Source organism: Agrobacterium sp. CNPSo 3708 (genome assembly GCF_028674915.1).
Lineage (GTDB): Bacteria > Pseudomonadota > Alphaproteobacteria > Rhizobiales > Rhizobiaceae > Agrobacterium > Agrobacterium cavarae.
Map to the genome: position 1 here is coordinate 581,513 of NZ_JAQZSF010000001.1, position 16,040 is coordinate 597,552.

Below are 16,040 nucleotides of genomic sequence, written 5' to 3' on the forward strand. Positions count from 1 at the left end.
GCTTGAGCGACAGGATCTGATATGAACCCGGTGAACTACGATATTCGGCACAACAACGCAGATGTGCCAGTCGCCGAAGACGCGCTCCGCCCGGGCGAGTTGGAGAGTGTGCGTCCTTTGCCACGCATCTCGATCCACGCCTTCTGTGAAAGCGAGGCTATGCAGCGGACGATGGAGCGGCTGGCAGCCGACCGGCGGATGAACAAGGTCAGCATGCGGGTGACCAATGGCGAGATCGAAGCGGCTGCGAGAACGTTTTCATCCACAGCCACGCCCAATCTCGTCATCCTCGAAACCCATCGCGATCCATCGACGCTTCTGAGCGATCTCGCACCACTGGCAGAGGTATGCGATCCATCGACGCGCGTCATCATCATCGGTTGTCACAACGATATCGCGCTCTACCGCGACCTGATGCGCAACGGTATTTCCGAGTACCTCGTTTCACCGATCAAAGCGTCGGACCTGATGGCGTCAATCTCCGCGATCTTCGTCGATCCGGAGGCTGAGCCGCTTGGGCGGAGCATCGCCTTCATCGGTGCCAAGGGCGGTGTCGGCTCTTCCACCATCGCGCATAATTGTGCCTTCGGAATATCGAGCCTGTTTTCCACCGAGACCATTCTTGCGGACCTGGATCTGCCCTTCGGGACGGTCAATATCGACTTCGATCAGGACCCCGCACAAGGAATTGCCGAGGCAGTCTTCGCGCCGGATCGGCTCGACGAGGTTTTTCTTGATCGCCTGCTGACCAAATGTTCCGAAAACCTGTCCATTCTGGCCGCGCCATCGCTTCTCGACCGTGCCTATGATTTCGATAGAGCGGCCTTCCAGCCACTTTTGGAGCTCCTGCAACGCAGCGCACCGGTTGCGGTGCTGGACGTACCCCATGTCTGGTCGGACTGGACGCAGGCCGTTCTGGCAGAGGTCGATGAGGTGGTCATCACCGCCGTGCCGGACCTGGCAAATCTAAGAAACACCAAGAACCTTCTCGATGCATTGAAGAAGCTGCGACCGAACGACAAGGCGCCGCATCTGGTTCTGAACCAGGTGGGGATGGCGAAGCGTCCTGAGATCGATCCTACCGACTTCTTCGAGCCGCTGGAAATCGAGCCGCTTGCCATCATCCCCTTCGATATTCAGCTCTTCGGTGCTGCCTCCAACAGCGGGCGAATGATCAGTGAGATCGACGCCAAATCGCCGGTTGCGGAAACCTTCTCCCAGCTTTCGCACGTGCTCACGGGCCGATCGTCGGCCCGCAAAGCGAAACGACCGGGGCTCGGCAAGTTCATGGAAATCCTGAAACGCAAGTAAAACGTGGATTGGTCCACGAGACGACAGACCGGAAGACAAGAGATGTTTGGAAAACGTGGCGGCGAAGGCTTCGGGCGAAGCGCAAACAATGGACGGCCTGCTTTGCCGGCTGCCCATCCGGCTGTCATGAACGCGCCGCCTGTGATGGACGAACCCCGTCCATCACAGACTATCGTGATGCAGCCACCGGCGCCTAAGCCTTCTGCGGTTCAAAAGGACACAGGCAGCCAGGCCCGCAAGCGTGTGCGCACCGAGGACTATTACCAGACGAAGGCTCAGGTCTTCTCCGCCTTGATCGACACCATCGATCTCTCCCAGCTTTCAAAGCTCGACGGGGAGAGCGCGCGCGAAGAAATCCGCGATATCGTCAACGATATCATCACAATCAAAAACTTCGCGATGTCGATCTCCGAGCAGGAAGAACTGCTGGAAGATATCTGCAACGATGTTCTGGGTTATGGTCCGCTGGAGCCGCTTCTGGCGCGTGACGACATTGCCGACATCATGGTCAATGGCGCCGGACAGACCTTCATCGAAGTCAACGGCAAGACGATCGAATCCGATATCCGCTTCCGCGACAATGCCCAGCTGCTTTCGATCTGCCAGCGCATCGTCAGCCAGGTGGGCCGTCGCGTCGACGAATCAAGCCCGATCTGCGATGCGCGCCTTCCAGACGGCTCGCGCGTCAACGTGATTGCTCCGCCGTTGTCGATCGATGGACCGGCTCTGACGATCCGTAAGTTCAAGAAAGACAAGTTGACGCTTGACCAGTTGGTCCGCTTCGGCGCGATCACGCCGGAGGGAGCTGTCCTTCTGCAGATCATCGGCCGCGTCCGCTGCAATGTCGTGATCTCCGGCGGTACCGGCTCAGGTAAGACGACCCTTCTCAACTGCCTGACGAGCTATATCGACCGCGATGAACGCGTGATAACCTGCGAAGACACCGCCGAGCTTCAGCTTCAGCAGCCGCACGTCGTGCGCCTTGAAACCCGCCCGCCGAATATCGAAGGCGAAGGCGAGATCACCATGCGTGACCTGATCAAGAACTGCCTGCGTATGCGGCCTGAACGTATCATCGTCGGCGAAGTCCGTGGACCGGAAGTCTTCGACCTTCTGCAGGCCATGAATACCGGTCACGACGGCTCGATGGGTACAATCCACGCCAATACGCCCCGCGAGTGTCTGAGCCGTATGGAATCGATGATTGCCATGGGCGGCTATACGCTACCGGCAAAAACCGTTCGTGAAATCATCGCTTCATCCGTTGATGTCATCATCCAGGCCGCGCGTCTTCGCGACGGCTCCAGACGGATTACCCAGGTGACGGAAGTCGTCGGCATGGAAGGTGATGTGATCATCACGCAGGACCTCTTCAAATATGAGATCGAGGGGGAGGACTCCAACGGACGCTTGATCGGACGGCACGTGTCCAGCGGAATTACCAAGCCGCACTTCCACGATCGGGTTCGCTATTTCAACGAGGAACAGCGTCTTGCTGCGGCCTTGGAGGCGATGGAGCGCAATAGCCAATGACCATGACAATGCTGCTTCTCATCGTTCTCGTCGCCATTTCGGCCGGCTCGCTCGCCTATGTTTTCCTGTTTCCGCAAATCGAAACGGAGAAGAAAACTGCGACCCGCGTCAACCGAGTGAAGGCGGCCGAAACAGACCGCATCAACATGAAAGCCGCGCGCGACCGCCTTCAGGAAACCACCAAGCGTCGCAAGTCGACGCAGGACATGCTGAAAGAGTTGGAGAAAAAACAAAACGAGAAGGCCAAAAAGCGCAACAATGCAAGCGTGAAGAGCCTCATTCTTCAGGCCAATCTGTCGATCTCACCTTCCAGGCTCTATCTCATCAGCGCCGGTCTTTCTGTGTTCGCGGCACTGGTTGCTCTTCTTTACGACATGCCGCTTCTCGTGGCGCTCGGCATCGGCTTTATTGGCGTTCTCGGTGCTCCCCGCTGGGTTTTACGGTTTCTTGTGAAACGTCGTCAGACCAAGTTTCTCGAGGAGTTTCCGAATGCGCTCGACGTGATGTGCCGCTCGATCCGATCCGGCCTTCCACTCAACGAAGCGGTAAGGCTCATCGCCTCCGACGGTCAGGAGCCGGTGAAGACGGAGTTCAGACGCGTCGTCGATTCCCAGCAGGTCGGCATGTCGCTACCCGAAGCCATCGAGCGCATGACGCTGACAATGCCTCTGCCTGAGGTGAGTTTCTTCGGAATCGTCATTGCAATGCAGGCACAGGCCGGCGGCAATCTGTCCGAAACGCTCGGCAACCTTTCAAAGGTGCTGCGCGATCGGCGCAAGATGAAGGCCAAGGTCAGCGCGTTGTCGATGGAGGCGAAGGCCTCTGCCGTGATCATCGGAGCCCTGCCCTTCATCGTAGCGTTCCTGGTCTATCTTACCTCCCCAGACTATCTGATGGTGCTGTTCACCGACCAGCGAGGGCACCTCATTCTCGGCTGCTCTGCGGTGTGGATGTCGATCGGCATCATCATCATGCGCAACATGATCAACTTCGAGATTTGAGGCCGTTCCATGTTTGATCATATCATGTCCAGCCTTCTCAACCTGCACTTGATCATCGGTGCTCTTGTTGCCTTTGCAGCTTTCTCCACCGTCTATACATTGGCTATGCCCTATCTGAACCGCGCGGACCTCAACCGGCGGACGAAAGCGGTATCGACGGAACGCGAGCGCATTCGCGTGCGCGAACGTGAGCGGACGGATGGCGCGAACAAGGCCGGCAAAGCAAGCCTCCGAGCCACGCAGAGTAAATCCGCCACGAAGATCGTGGAGCGCTTCAACCTGCGTGAGGCGCTGGTGGATGCCAATACGATGAACAAGCTGAAGGCGGCAGGTTTTCGCTCTCAGAACGCGCTGAATACGTTTCTGGCGGCACGCTTCATTCTGCCCTTCATCTTTCTGATCCTCGCAGCGTTCTGGGTCTACGGCCTGAACAACCTTGCCAATTACAGCTTTTTTGTCCGTCTCATGGCTGTCCTGTTGTTCGGCTATCTCGGATTTTACGCGCCGAATATCTATATCTCGAACCGCATCACCAAGCGCCAAAAGTCGATCAAGCGGAGCTGGCCGGATGCGCTGGACCTGATGCTCATCTGCGTCGAATCCGGAACCACCATGGAAATCGCCATGCGCCGCGTGGCAGATGAAATGACGGAGCAGTCTCCGGAACTTGCGGAAGAAATGGTGCTGACGGTGGCAGAGCTGTCCTTTTTACAGGATCGCCGCGTCGCGCTGGAAAATCTTGGATTGCGCACACAGTTGGACGGCGTGAAGAACGTCGTTCAGGCGCTCATCCAGGCGGAACGCTACGGTACGCCGCTCTCCCAGGCTTTGCGCGTTCTGGCGCAGGAGGGTCGTGACGAGCGCATGAACGAGGCCGAGAAGAAGGCAGCCGCCTTGCCGCCCAAGCTCACCGTGCCGATGATCCTGTTTTTCCTGCCGGTGCTGGTTGCAGTGATTCTCGGTCCCGCCGGTATTCGCGTTGCCGACTCGTTTTGATGACGGTGCCGACAGCGCCAGCCGTGCCGTTCCAGACCGATGATGAGGGGTCGCAATGCTGCGGCACACGGCTCCGCCGTCGCTGAGGGGATCTACAAGAAGAAGTGCTTACCGGACTTCCGTCTTCTTGTTCTTGTCGGAAAGCTGCGACCAGGCATTTTGCTGAGACAGCATGCCGCGGAGATAGGTGAGGTTGGCCTGCGCCTGCTGAGGAGAGAGCTCCTGCGTGGCGATCTTCTGCGCTTCCTCAAAACGTCCCTGAAGGCCTACGACCAGCGCCAGATTCTGGCGAATACGGCTATCGGCACCGGGCTGCCCGGCGGCACTGCGCAGATAGGTCTCTGCGGTGCGCGGATCGTTTTGCAGAACGTAGGACATTCCAAGATTTGAGAGGATGCTCGGATCGTTGGGTTTCAAGTCAAGAGCCTGACGATACTTCGTCCGGGCTTCGTTCGAACGGCCCAACTGATCCAGAACCGCACCTTCTGCGGAATAGAGGCGCCAATCCGGTCTATCGGGGGTTTGCGCGCGCTGGATGGTGTTGAGCGCCTGTTCCAGCTGGCCGGCGGCAGCCTGTGACTTGCCATAGGCCGCCAGAACCTCACGGTCTGCTGGATAGGCGATCGCCACTTGCTGCATGACGGCAAGCGCCTGTGCGTTCTTGCCCGTCATCATCAAGATGTTGGCGTAGTTGAGCCCGGTGTTGCGATCCTTGGGATTGCGGGCATAGGATGCGCCAACCGAGGCTTCCGCCTGGCGCAATTGATCCATGTTCATCTGATCATAGGAGTGCGAGACGGCAGGAGAAATCGATCCCGTCGACATGCGGTCCGGACGGTTCGTGGAGCAGGCCGAAAGGCTCAGCGCCAGAACAGCGGCACAGGCACCCCGAAGGAGGATGCGCTTGTTGGCATGATGTGAGGAAATCGCAATCATGATATCGCCCCGGCCCTGTGATCGGATATTTCATCGAAGCAGCGTGCACCACGCAACTTTCGCTCCAGCAATAATCTGTTAACCCTAACAGAGTGTTAATTTGCCCGCCTCAGCCGTTTACGAAAGCAGACAATGGTCCCTTATCAATTCATCGAGCGCGCCACTCCCTTCAGTTCGAAACCTGGGGAGACACTTCCCGTTTTTGCGGTTACGCCCGCCCACATCGATCAGGGTGCCATCGATCCCATCGCCCTCGACTGGGCGAAGAAGGCAGGCTTTAAAGCAGAAGCGGGTGCCATCCTGTTGATCCCTTCTGCGGAAGGCGCTCTGGGCGGCGCGTTGCTTGGGCTCGGGACCAACCCTTCGGAGCTTCCTTTCATCGCCGGAAAACTGGCGCGCGAGCTTCCCGAAGGCGACTGGCATATCGAGACGGCACCGCTCACCGTCAATCGACTGGCGCTCGGCTTCGGTCTCGGCGCCTATCGCTTCGACAAGTATCGTGCCGCCAAAAGCATAGGCCCGAAACTTCTCATTCCCCGCGATGCCGAAGATGCGGAGATCAAGCGCGTGCTGGCCGGTGTCTTCCTGGCGCGCGATCTGATCAACGTTCCTACCAATGACATGGGGCCGGACGAACTCGAGATCGCTTTTCGCAGTCTGGCCGCCCACTACAAGGCGCAGGTTTCCGTCATCACCGGCGACGATCTCTTGAAGGAGAACTTTCCGCTTGTGCATGCGGTTGGCCGCGCCAGTGCCAGCGCGCCGCGCCTGCTGGAAATGTCATGGGGCAAGAAAGGTCATCCGCGCCTGACGCTCGTCGGCAAGGGTGTTTGCTTCGACACAGGCGGGCTCGATATCAAACCCTCCTCCTCCATGGCCCTGATGAAGAAGGATATGGGCGGTGCGGCTAACGTGCTTGGTCTCGCGCTGATGATCATGGACGCACGCCTGCCCATCGATCTTCGCGTCCTCGTTCCGGCGGTTGAAAACTCCATCTCCGCCAATGCCTTCCGGCCTGGCGACATCTACAAGAGCCGCAAGGGTCTAACCGTCCAGATCGACAATACCGATGCCGAGGGTCGACTGATTCTCGCCGATGCGCTGGCCTATGCCGACGAGGACGCGCCCGACCTGATGATCGACATGGCGACACTGACGGGGGCTGCGCGCGTCGCCCTCGGACCTGACGTCCCGCCCTTCTACACGGATGATGAAGACCTTGCGCACAGCATCGCAGAGGCCAGCATCGATACTGACGATCCGCTGTGGCGGCTACCGCTTCATATGGGTTACGATAAGGACATTCGCTCCCGCGCCGCCGACCTTACAAATGCGCCGTCCGGCGGCATGGCCGGGTCGATCACCGCAGCGCTCTTCCTCAAGCGCTTCGTCACGGCCACGAAGAAATGGGTACATTTCGATATCTACGGATGGTCGCTCAGCGAGCGTCCGCACACTTCGGTGGGTGGCGAGGCACAGGCGATCCGCGCTCTGTTCCACTACATCTCCCGCAGCTTTGCGAAGAAATAAGCGTACGCATTTTCATCCTCGCCGCTCAAGGCGAGGATGACCGGGCCGGGTGAGATCGCAGTTCTTGAAGGCGCTTACACCAGAACCTTCTGGTCCTTACGGTCTTCCTGGCCGAAGAACTTCAGATAGCGTTGCACCTCGTCTGCCTCGCCGGTCGCCTTTTGCGGATTGTCGGAAAGCTTGACCGCGGGGCGGCCATTGGCATCGCTCACCTTGCAGACGACCGAGATCGGCTTCAAGCCTTCGATGGTTTTCGGCGCGCAGCCGGCAAAATCATTGGTGAGGTTGGTGCCCCAGCCGAAGCTCATGCGCGCACGGCCTTCGAAATGCTTATAGGTGTCGATAATGGCATCGACATCCAGCCCGTCGGAGAAGATGAGAAGCTTCTTCTTCGGGTCGCGGCCCATCTTCTTCCACCACTCGATGATCTTTTCACCGCCTTCGATCGGCGGTGCGCTATCCGGTCTGAAGCCTGTCCAATCGGCCACCCATTCCGGCGCATTGCGCAGGAAGGCCGCCGTGCCGAAGGCGTCCGGCAGGACGATCAGAAGATTGCCGCCATAGAGCCGATTCCAGTCCTTCATCACCTGATAGGGTGCTGCGGCCAGGTCCTCGTCGTTCTGTGCCAGAGCGGCCACGACCATCGGCAGTTCATGCGCATTGGTGCCGACGGCTTCGAGATCGGAATCCATCGCCAGCAATACATTGCTCGTTCCGGTAAAGGCCGGGCCGATGCCTTCCTTCAGCGCTTCGACGCACCAGCGCTGCCACAGGAAGCTGTGGCGGCGGCGCGTGCCGAAATCGGAGATGCGCAGGCCAGGAAGTTCGCGCAACCGCTCCACCTTTGCCCACATCTTGGCCTTCGCACGGGCATAGAGCACGTCGAGGGTAAAATAGCCGAGCGAACGCATCGCGCTTCTCGAACGCAACTCATTGACGATGGCGAGCGCCGGGATTTCCCATAGCGTGGTATCCATCCAGCGGCCATGGAAATTCAGCTCGTACTGGCCGTCGCGCTTGAAGAGCTCATATTCGGGCAATTGATAGCTGGAGAGCCAGGAAAGAAACTCCGGCTCGAAAATCTGCGAGCGTCCGTAGAAGGTGTTACCGGCAAGCCAGATGCTTTCCTTCTTCGTCAGTCGAAGGCTGCGCGCATGGTCGAGCTGCTCGCGCAGTTCGACCTCGTCGATTTCCTCTGCAAGCCGAACCGTCTTCGTCCGGTTGATTAGGGAGAAAGTGGCATTGACATCCGGATAGAGCTTCCAGATCATCTGCAACATCAACAGCTTGTAGAAATCCGTGTCGATCAGGCTGCGGATGATGGGATCAAGCTTCCAGGTGTGGTTGTGAACACGGGTCGCTATGTCTGTCTTCGTCATTGCTGCTGCTATCCCCCGCGCCAGACCCTTGCATGAGGCAGGTCCGGCATCGCCGCGCATTTTTAAAGGTCATGAACCTTGTGGGTCAAAGACTTATCTGAAAAGCGCATGGCAAGTCCAGACCGGTTGATGCAGGTACGGTACTCGCGAAATCCAAAGCGATTTAGAAGTCGGTGGCGGGCGGGTTGATGCCTGGATACCAGTCCTTCGATGTCGGCACTCTGGTGCCGAAGAAGGACGTGCCTGACGAGCCGGAGCAGCGATAGCCTTGAACGGGCAGGCCATCGCTGCCGAAAAGATCGCGATAAGGGCCGTTCGGGTTGCTGGATTCAACAACAGTCGAATGGCAGCGATAGCGCTCCTGCGGCTGCAGCGTCTTCGGGTCCTTCACGCCAGGCAGATTGGCATAGGCGTCGGGGGCGGGCAGATAACCGTCCTTATAGACGATCTGGGCCGTGCCAGCTTGGGGCACGGCCCAGGCGACAAGGCACACAGTCAGACCGGCAAGAGCACGTTTCAGGCTTCTCATCATATCGCATCCCAATGCAAGATGACGTTCATATAAGCAGAGCCAACGTGATCCGCAGGATGCCTTTCAAAACGTTTTCGTGAGCAATCACGGACGGCGATAGGCTGTCGGTCTGTCATAGAGCCAGCCAATCCGCTCAATGGCCTCGTCCAGATTTTCGCGTGCGACATTCATCGTATGGCCGTTGGCGTGCAGCAACGTCTTTTCGTCCTCCATGATGCCCACATGGCCTTTCCAGAAGACGAGGTCGCCGCGGCGCAAGGCATCGCGCTCGATTTCGGTTCCGAGAGACTTCACCTGCATATCCGTATCGCGCAGCGCAAACTTGCCAGTCATAGCCATCGACAGCTGTACGAGGCCGGAGCAATCAATGCCGAAGCCGGAGCGGCCGCCCCAGAGATAGGGTGTTTCCAGAAAGCGCAGCGCGACCGCGACGTAGTCGCTCGAAATCTGCTGGTCGACGGGCAGACAATGGGCGGCAATCACGCCCTCGCCTTTTGCCGTCATCAGGTAGCGCGTTCCGCGCGTCTCCTCTTCGCCGACGAATGTCAGGCGGCTGCCCATGGAAAGGGCCGCAACGGGCGGCTTTCTCAGTTCAGCGGCGGGATAGAGAAAGGTGCGGGGAGCGATGACGATATGGGTCGCCGCTTCCACAGGGCCCACCGCAGCATCTGGAACGTAACCGACATAACCATCAACCTCAGCCTGCACAAAGGCCCAGCCATCGGCGCTATCGAAAACACGGATGGCCTCGCCAAGCAGCAGTTCGGTATCGATGCCAGAGGCCATATCGGGCTTCGGGCGAAGCCCGATGACGGGAAGGGCGATTTGCGCGGATTCGCCAGTAATGAAACGCTGTGCCTCGACCCTGCCTTCAAGTTTCGCATCTGCGATATCGGCGCGGAAGACGTTCAGTCGGCGGTCAAGCGTTTCGGCGGATGTCATGGTCGTTCGGTCCTGGTTTTCGAAAGGTTTATCTGACGTTCATCGAACGGCAATGCGGCAACTTTCGAGCATTAAGCTTTTCTTGCTCCATCAATAATCAGATCGCCGAATTTTTCCAGATAAAGCGCGCCAGCGACCGTGCGTTTGATCACCACATTGCGGCGGTCCTTCGCATCGCGCTCACGATCGACAAGACCCATCGCGCCCATGCTGTCGAGTGCTCGCGTGATCACAGGCTTGGTGACGCCAAGTACACTCGCCAAGCCGCGAACCGTGTGCGGCGGTGGCACCAGATAAATCTGGAGAAGGATCGCCGTTTGTCTCAGTGTCAGATCAGGCGCATTGTCTTCCACCTGCGCCAGCGCGACGCGGTGCCACAAGCCAAGCGCCTGGCTTGGCGACAATTCCACTGGCACGTCGGGACCTCTCTGTTCTTGTAACAATCGCGCACATCATCGCGCCAAGCGGTGAATAAAAACAAAACCGCCGCCATCGAAGTTTTCTCTTCGAAATGGCGGCGGTCTGTCTCTGCTCTTTTGAGCTTTCGCGTCCCCTCTGGACTTGGGAACTCAAGATGCAGGAAGCGTGCCAACCTGCCATTTCGACAATTTGGCGTCTCCGCACCCTCGATTCGCATCGATTGCGAGGGGTCACGGGCGATTTTTTAAGCGCCGCGCAAAATTAAGATGCAGCGACCCTCTACCATTCAAGGCGAGGGTCTTGCGCTTCGTCAGACTTTGGCGCCATGCACGGCACCGGCTTCGCGGGCTTTTTCCTGCCTGTTGTAGCGGATCGAAGACCAGAGCGCGATGCCGATGAGGGTCGCGCCGCCAAGACCGGTGATGACTTCCGGAATGTGGACGAGGCTTTGCGTGTACATGATCACCGCGAGGATCAGGATCGCGTAGAAGGCGCCGTGCTCCAGATAGCGATATTCCGCGAGCGTCCCCTTCTCCACCAGCATGATGGTCATGGAGCGCACATACATGGCGCCGATACCAAGGCCGATGGCGATGATGAAGAGGTTCGACGTCAGAGCGAAGGCGCCGATGACACCATCGAAGGAGAAGCTGGCATCCAGAACTTCGAGGTACAGGAACGCGCCGAAGCCACCCTTCGCCGCGCCTTCCAGCATCTGCTGGCTGCGATCGAGGACGCCGCCAAGCACTTCCACCAGAAGGAAGGTCAAGAGGCCCCAGATCGCGGAGGTGAAGAAGACATTGGCTGCTTCCGGGCCGAGATCAGGGTTGGTGCTGTTGCTGATGATGCGCGTGAAGATCAGCATGATGATCAGGACGAAGGCGATCTCGATGCCCTTGATCGAGGAATAGGTCGCAATCTTTTCCTCGAACCAACGGACCCAGTGAACGTCCTTCTCATGGTCGAAGAAGAAGCTGAGGCCAACCATCATCAGGAAGGTGCCGCCAAAAGCCGCAATCGGCAGATGGGCGTCATGCATGATCTGGGCGTAGCGATCCGGCTCGGTCGCGGCCATCACCATAGCCGTCCAAGGGCCGACATTAGCGGCGATGACGACGATCAGAAGCGGGAAGACGATACGCATGCCGAAGACGGCGATCAGAATGCCCCAGGTGAGGAAGCGATGCTGCCACTCCGGCGTCATGTCCTTCAGCTTGTTGGCATTGACGATGGCGTTGTCGAAGGAGAGCGAGATTTCCAGCACGGCCAGCACCGCGCAGATGAAGAAGATCGTGGCGGTGCCACTCACAGTGCCGGTCATTTCCCAGCCGAGATAGCCGCCAAGAAGGAGGCCGACGACCGTGACGATAAAGGCCCATTTGAAATAGGAGAGCGTGGATTGCGTGGTGGGGGTCATCACAAAGCTCCCGCGACATTTGGAGAGCGGGAGATGTGCATGGCGTCGCGCGCCAGCACAGAATGCATGGTTGAGTTGTTCATGGGTGTTCATCCGCCGGCGTCATAAGCAGGCGGTACCGACATCGCGAGAGCGCCGTAAAACTCTCGCCAGAGGGGCCCGGCACCAAGGTTTCATCCTGCCCGATGTCAGGGGCAGCATGTCACTCTAGTCTCTCAACTTCGTGATTTCGTCAAGGTCAAAGTTGTTTTTTGGCTGGTCGTCAGACTCTCCGCGGCTCGATGACCCCTGCTTTACGTCTCTCAGGTTGTATCCGGGCACCAAGCCATCGTTGCGGTGCGCTTAAGGATCAGACCAGATCTTCGATGGGCTGAACTGCCGTCTTTGCCTGTTTGCGCTTCACGGCATTCTCGCGGAAGAAGATGTAGAGCCCCGAGAGAACGATCAACCCGGCGCCAATGACAATGCTGAGCTGCGGCACATCGCCGAAGATCAGCCAGCCGAAGATGACGGCCCACAGCAGCAATGTGTATTGCAAGGGCGCAACCGTCGCCGCATCGGCGAGTTTGAGCGCGCGATTGACCAGCACATGCGCGGTCATCGCCACGATACCGAGAAGTGCGAGCAGCGACAGGTCGAAACCGGATTGTATCGGAATCCAGCCGGACGGCGTGATGAGAATGGCGACAATGCCGGCAAGCCCTGCCCCGATAATCTGCCAGAAAGCCAGAACCGTGTCCGGCGTGTTGCGAAGCTGCCGGCCGGACAGCATCATGAAGGCAAAGGCCGCACTGCCAAGGATGGAAAAGAAGGCCGCGCTGGTCAACGAGGCCGAGCTTGGTTTCAGCGCTATCAGCACGCCTACAAAGCCGATACCGATGGCCGTCCATCGCCGCCAGCCGACTTTCTCGCCAAGAAGGAAGGGCGAGAGCGCAGCTACATAGATGGGTGCCGCCAGCCAGTATGTCATGACGTCGGCAAGCGGAAGCGCCGCTACGGCGAAATAGAAGCAGAAGAGTTCTGCGGTGGAGAAAAAGACACGTGCGACCTGAAGGCCGGGGCGCTCGACATTCACCAGTTTCTGCAACCCTGCCCTCCAAACGATCGGCAGCAGGATAATGACGGCCGCGATGCTACGCACGGCGATCACCTGACCGAGGCTGTAGGTGGAGACGAGGAACTTGCCCATCGCATCGTTGAGCGCGAAGAGCAGCATGCCGAAAAGCATGACCGCGACGCCGAGGCCCGTCGGCGAAAGCTGGCGAAGAAAATGTGGCATGTGTCTGAACTCCCTGACCGCAATGACTCGGCGAGCTTGTTCTCCGAGTCAAGGTCGTCCGGCGCCTATATTAGCTTCATCTATTCGCGTCAGACGGACAAAAGCTGCCGCATCGTGTGCTGGAAGCGACCTGCAATTTCATCGCGTCGGATGTGTGCGCCGTCGCGCACCACTGGCTTGCCGCCGATCCACACGTCATGCGGCTTGACGAGATTGCCGAAAATCCAGCCGTCGAGAATATCGTCGCCTTGCAGATAGGGAGCGGCCTCCACATTCAAGGATGAGAAATCCGCGGCATTGCCTGCGGCGATCCCGGCCTTGACACCCAAAGCCTTCGCGCCGCCCGTCAAAGCGCCGTCGAATAGGGTGCGGCCCGTCGAGCCATTGGCCGGGGCAATAACGTTGCGCGCGCGGTGCGAAAGGCGTTGAGAATATTCGAGCTGACGCAGCTCTTCACCGACACCGATCAGCACATTGCTGTCCGAGCCGATGCCGAAGGTGCCGCCATGTTTGAGGAATTCAACGGCAGAAAAGGTGCCATCCCCGAGATTGGCTTCCGTGATCGGGCAGAGACCAGCAATCGCACCCTTTCTGGCCACGCCTTGCGTTTCGGCTTCCGTCATATGCGTTGCGTGGATGAGGCACCAGCGATCCGTGACCTCCGCATTCTCCAGCAGCCATTCCACCGGACGCCTGCCGGACCAGGCGATGCAGTCTTCAACCTCTTTCACCTGCTCGGCAATGTGAATGTGAAGCGGCGCATCGGGCGCCAATTGCGCGGCAAAGCTCAGCTCTTCCGGCGTTACAGCGCGCAGGCTATGGGGAGCAACGCCGACGACGCTTGCGGGCAAAGCTGAGACAGCTCTGCGGCAACCCTCCAGCAGACGGGCGAAACTGTCAGTCGAGTTGATAAAGCGGCGCTGGCCTTCCACAGGAGGCTCGCCGCCGAAACCGGAATGGGCGTAGAGGACTGGCAGCAATGTCAGAGAAATACCGGTTTGCGATGCTGCGGCAGCGATGCGTTCGGCCAGCTCCGCAATGTTGGCATAATGAGCGCCATCCTTGTCGTGATGGAGATAATGAAACTCACCCACGCGACCAAAACCGGCCTCCAGCATTTCCATGTAAAGCTGAGCTGCCACCGCCTCCACCTGCTCCGGCGTCATCGACAGGGCGAAGCGGTACATCAGCGTGCGCCAGCTCCAGAAACTGTCCTCGGTGGCACCGCGCCGTTCCACCATGCCGGCCATGGCGCGTTGAAAGGCGTGGCTGTGAAGGTTCGGCATGGCAGGCACGAGCACCGCGTGACGCTCGTCACCGGCGACGGCTTCCACGCCCTGCGTGACCGACAAGATCTTACCATCTGCGATCTCGAGGCGAACATTGGTCGCCCAACCTGTCGGCAACAAAGCGGTTTCAGCATGGATGAACATGTCGGCTCCTCAATTTCCTCGAACAGGCTCTTGCCTCAACCTCTATTATGTATATACATATTGATCAGAAGGGAAGGAAAAACTGATGACAAACCGGAATTCCACCTCGGCCGACAACGGCATTTCGCTCTGGCGAAACGCCCGCCTTGCGACGCTTGATCCTTCCCGTGACGGCCTTGGCATTATCGAGGGCGGCGCAATTGCCGCCAAAGATGGACGGATCGTGTTTGTCGGTCCCGAATCCGAGCTCCCTTCAAACCTGATCGCCGAGGCAGAGACCATCGATTGTGATGGCCGCTGGATCACGCCCGGATTGATCGATTGCCACACGCATCTGGTCTTTGGCGGCAACCGCGCCATGGAATTCGAGATGCGTCTGAATGGCGCAAGCTATGAAGAGATCGCCAAGGCTGGCGGCGGTATCGTCTCTTCCGTGCGTGATACCCGCACGAGGAGCGAAGACGAACTGGTCGCGGAAGCCCTTCCCCGCCTCGACACGCTGCTTGCCGAAGGTGTTTCCACCATTGAGATCAAATCCGGCTATGGGCTCAATATCGACACCGAACTGAAGATGCTGCGCGTCGCGCGCAGGCTCGAAACTTTGCGTCCGGTTCGTGTTCTGACTAGCTATCTCGCCGCCCATGCGACGCCCGCCGAATACAAAGGGCGGAATGCGGATTACATAGCCGACGTTGTATTGCCCGGTATGGAACGTGCGCATCACGAAAAGCTGGTTGATGCGGTCGATGGGTTTTGCGAAGGCATCGCTTTTTCCGTCGAGGAAATGCGCGTCGTCTTTGACAAGGCCAAAGCACTCGGCCTGCCGATCAAGCTTCACGCAGAACAGCTATCCAATCTTCACGGCGCAGAACTGGCCGCCTCCTATGGCGCACTTTCAGCCGACCATCTGGAACATCTGGACGAGGCTGGTGCGAAGGCGCTCGCCACATCCGGCACTGTGGCCGTTCTTCTGCCGGGCGCTTTCTATGCGCTGCGCGAAACAAAGCTTCCGCCGATGCAGGCTCTGCGCGATGCGGGCGCAGAGATCGCGCTTGCGACAGATTGCAATCCCGGCACCTCGCCGCTGACATCGCTGTTGCTCACCATGAATATGGGAGCGACACTCTTTCGCATGACGGTGGATGAGTGCCTCACCGCCACGACCCGCAACGCCGCCAAGGCTCTCGGTATTCTCGCCGAGGCCGGCACGCTGGAAGTTGGAAAATCTGCCGATCTCGCCATCTGGAACATCGAGCGTCCGGCGGAACTCGTCTATCGCATCGGCTTCAATCCGCTTCATGCACGCATCTTCAAGGGACGGACGATCTGAA

14 protein-coding genes are annotated in these 16,040 nt (G+C 58.6%); 6 read left to right on the top strand and 8 right to left on the bottom strand.

All coding sequences use genetic code 11. The features are described 5' to 3' along the window. Nucleotides 1-21: 21 nt before the first annotated feature. From PVA19_RS02730 to PVA19_RS02745, 4 genes are read left to right on the top strand one after another with little or no spacing between them, the layout of a single operon-like run. The gene (locus PVA19_RS02730; protein ID WP_274101054.1) at nt 22-1,311 is read left to right on the top strand and encodes an AAA family ATPase; all 1,290 of its coding nucleotides are present in this window, start codon (nt 22-24) and stop codon (nt 1,309-1,311) included. Nucleotides 1,312-1,353: 42 nt separating this feature from the next. After that, on the top strand, nt 1,354-2,844 hold the full coding sequence (locus PVA19_RS02735) for a CpaF family protein (protein ID WP_274101055.1): 1,491 nt from the start codon (nt 1,354-1,356) through the stop codon (nt 2,842-2,844). After that, nucleotides 2,841-3,845 (top strand): type II secretion system F family protein, encoded by a 1,005-nt coding sequence (locus PVA19_RS02740; protein WP_062443296.1) that lies wholly within the window; start codon nt 2,841-2,843, stop codon nt 3,843-3,845. Before PVA19_RS02735 ends, PVA19_RS02740 begins: the two co-directional genes overlap by 4 nt. A gap of 9 nt (nt 3,846-3,854) precedes the next feature. Further along, nucleotides 3,855-4,841: a type II secretion system F family protein gene (locus PVA19_RS02745; protein ID WP_274101056.1), complete on the top strand. Its 987-nt coding sequence runs from the start codon at nt 3,855-3,857 to the stop codon at nt 4,839-4,841. 108 nt (nt 4,842-4,949) lie between these two features. On the opposite strand, the gene PVA19_RS02750 is transcribed toward PVA19_RS02745, so the two are convergent. Further along, nucleotides 4,950-5,666, bottom strand: a complete 717-nt coding sequence (locus PVA19_RS02750) for a tetratricopeptide repeat protein (protein ID WP_162236319.1) — start codon at nt 5,664-5,666, stop codon at nt 4,950-4,952. Between the two features lie 243 nt (nt 5,667-5,909). On the opposite strand from PVA19_RS02750, the gene PVA19_RS02755 reads away from it, so the two are divergent. Further along, a complete protein-coding gene (locus tag PVA19_RS02755; protein ID WP_113175703.1) occupies nt 5,910-7,307 on the top strand; it encodes a leucyl aminopeptidase family protein in 1,398 nt (465 codons plus the stop codon). A 74-nt stretch (nt 7,308-7,381) separates the two neighbouring features. Here PVA19_RS02755 and pncB read toward each other — a convergent pair whose 3' ends face one another. The 7 genes from pncB to PVA19_RS02790 all read right to left on the bottom strand — a co-directional run bounded on the left by pncB (nt 7,382) and on the right by PVA19_RS02790 (nt 14,709). Beyond that, nucleotides 7,382-8,686 carry a nicotinate phosphoribosyltransferase gene (pncB, locus tag PVA19_RS02760; protein ID WP_062443305.1) on the bottom strand — a complete coding sequence of 435 codons (1,305 nt, stop codon included), beginning with the start codon at nt 8,684-8,686 and terminating at the stop codon, nt 7,382-7,384. A 163-nt stretch (nt 8,687-8,849) separates the two neighbouring features. Then, a complete protein-coding gene (locus tag PVA19_RS02765; protein WP_274101057.1) occupies nt 8,850-9,215 on the bottom strand; it encodes a hypothetical protein in 366 nt (121 codons plus the stop codon). A gap of 87 nt (nt 9,216-9,302) precedes the next feature. Next, nucleotides 9,303-10,160, bottom strand: a complete 858-nt coding sequence (locus tag PVA19_RS02770) for a C40 family peptidase (RefSeq protein WP_274101058.1) — start codon at nt 10,158-10,160, stop codon at nt 9,303-9,305. 71 nt (nt 10,161-10,231) lie between these two features. Beyond that, nucleotides 10,232-10,576 carry a MarR family winged helix-turn-helix transcriptional regulator gene (locus PVA19_RS02775; protein ID WP_062427251.1) on the bottom strand — a complete coding sequence of 115 codons (345 nt, stop codon included), beginning with the start codon at nt 10,574-10,576 and terminating at the stop codon, nt 10,232-10,234. A gap of 314 nt (nt 10,577-10,890) precedes the next feature. Then, nucleotides 10,891-11,997: a DUF475 domain-containing protein gene (locus tag PVA19_RS02780; RefSeq protein ID WP_062599101.1), complete on the bottom strand. Its 1,107-nt coding sequence runs from the start codon at nt 11,995-11,997 to the stop codon at nt 10,891-10,893. Between the two features lie 349 nt (nt 11,998-12,346). Continuing rightward, nucleotides 12,347-13,276 (bottom strand): DMT family transporter, encoded by a 930-nt coding sequence (locus tag PVA19_RS02785; RefSeq protein ID WP_062599100.1) that lies wholly within the window; start codon nt 13,274-13,276, stop codon nt 12,347-12,349. A gap of 89 nt (nt 13,277-13,365) precedes the next feature. Continuing rightward, on the bottom strand, nt 13,366-14,709 hold the full coding sequence (locus PVA19_RS02790) for a formimidoylglutamate deiminase (RefSeq protein ID WP_062599099.1): 1,344 nt from the start codon (nt 14,707-14,709) through the stop codon (nt 13,366-13,368). Nucleotides 14,710-14,794: 85 nt separating this feature from the next. Between PVA19_RS02790 and hutI the strand changes: the two genes are divergently transcribed. Further along, nucleotides 14,795-16,039: an imidazolonepropionase gene (gene hutI, locus PVA19_RS02795; RefSeq protein WP_274101059.1), complete on the top strand. Its 1,245-nt coding sequence runs from the start codon at nt 14,795-14,797 to the stop codon at nt 16,037-16,039. Nucleotide 16,040: the final 1 nt, after the last annotated feature.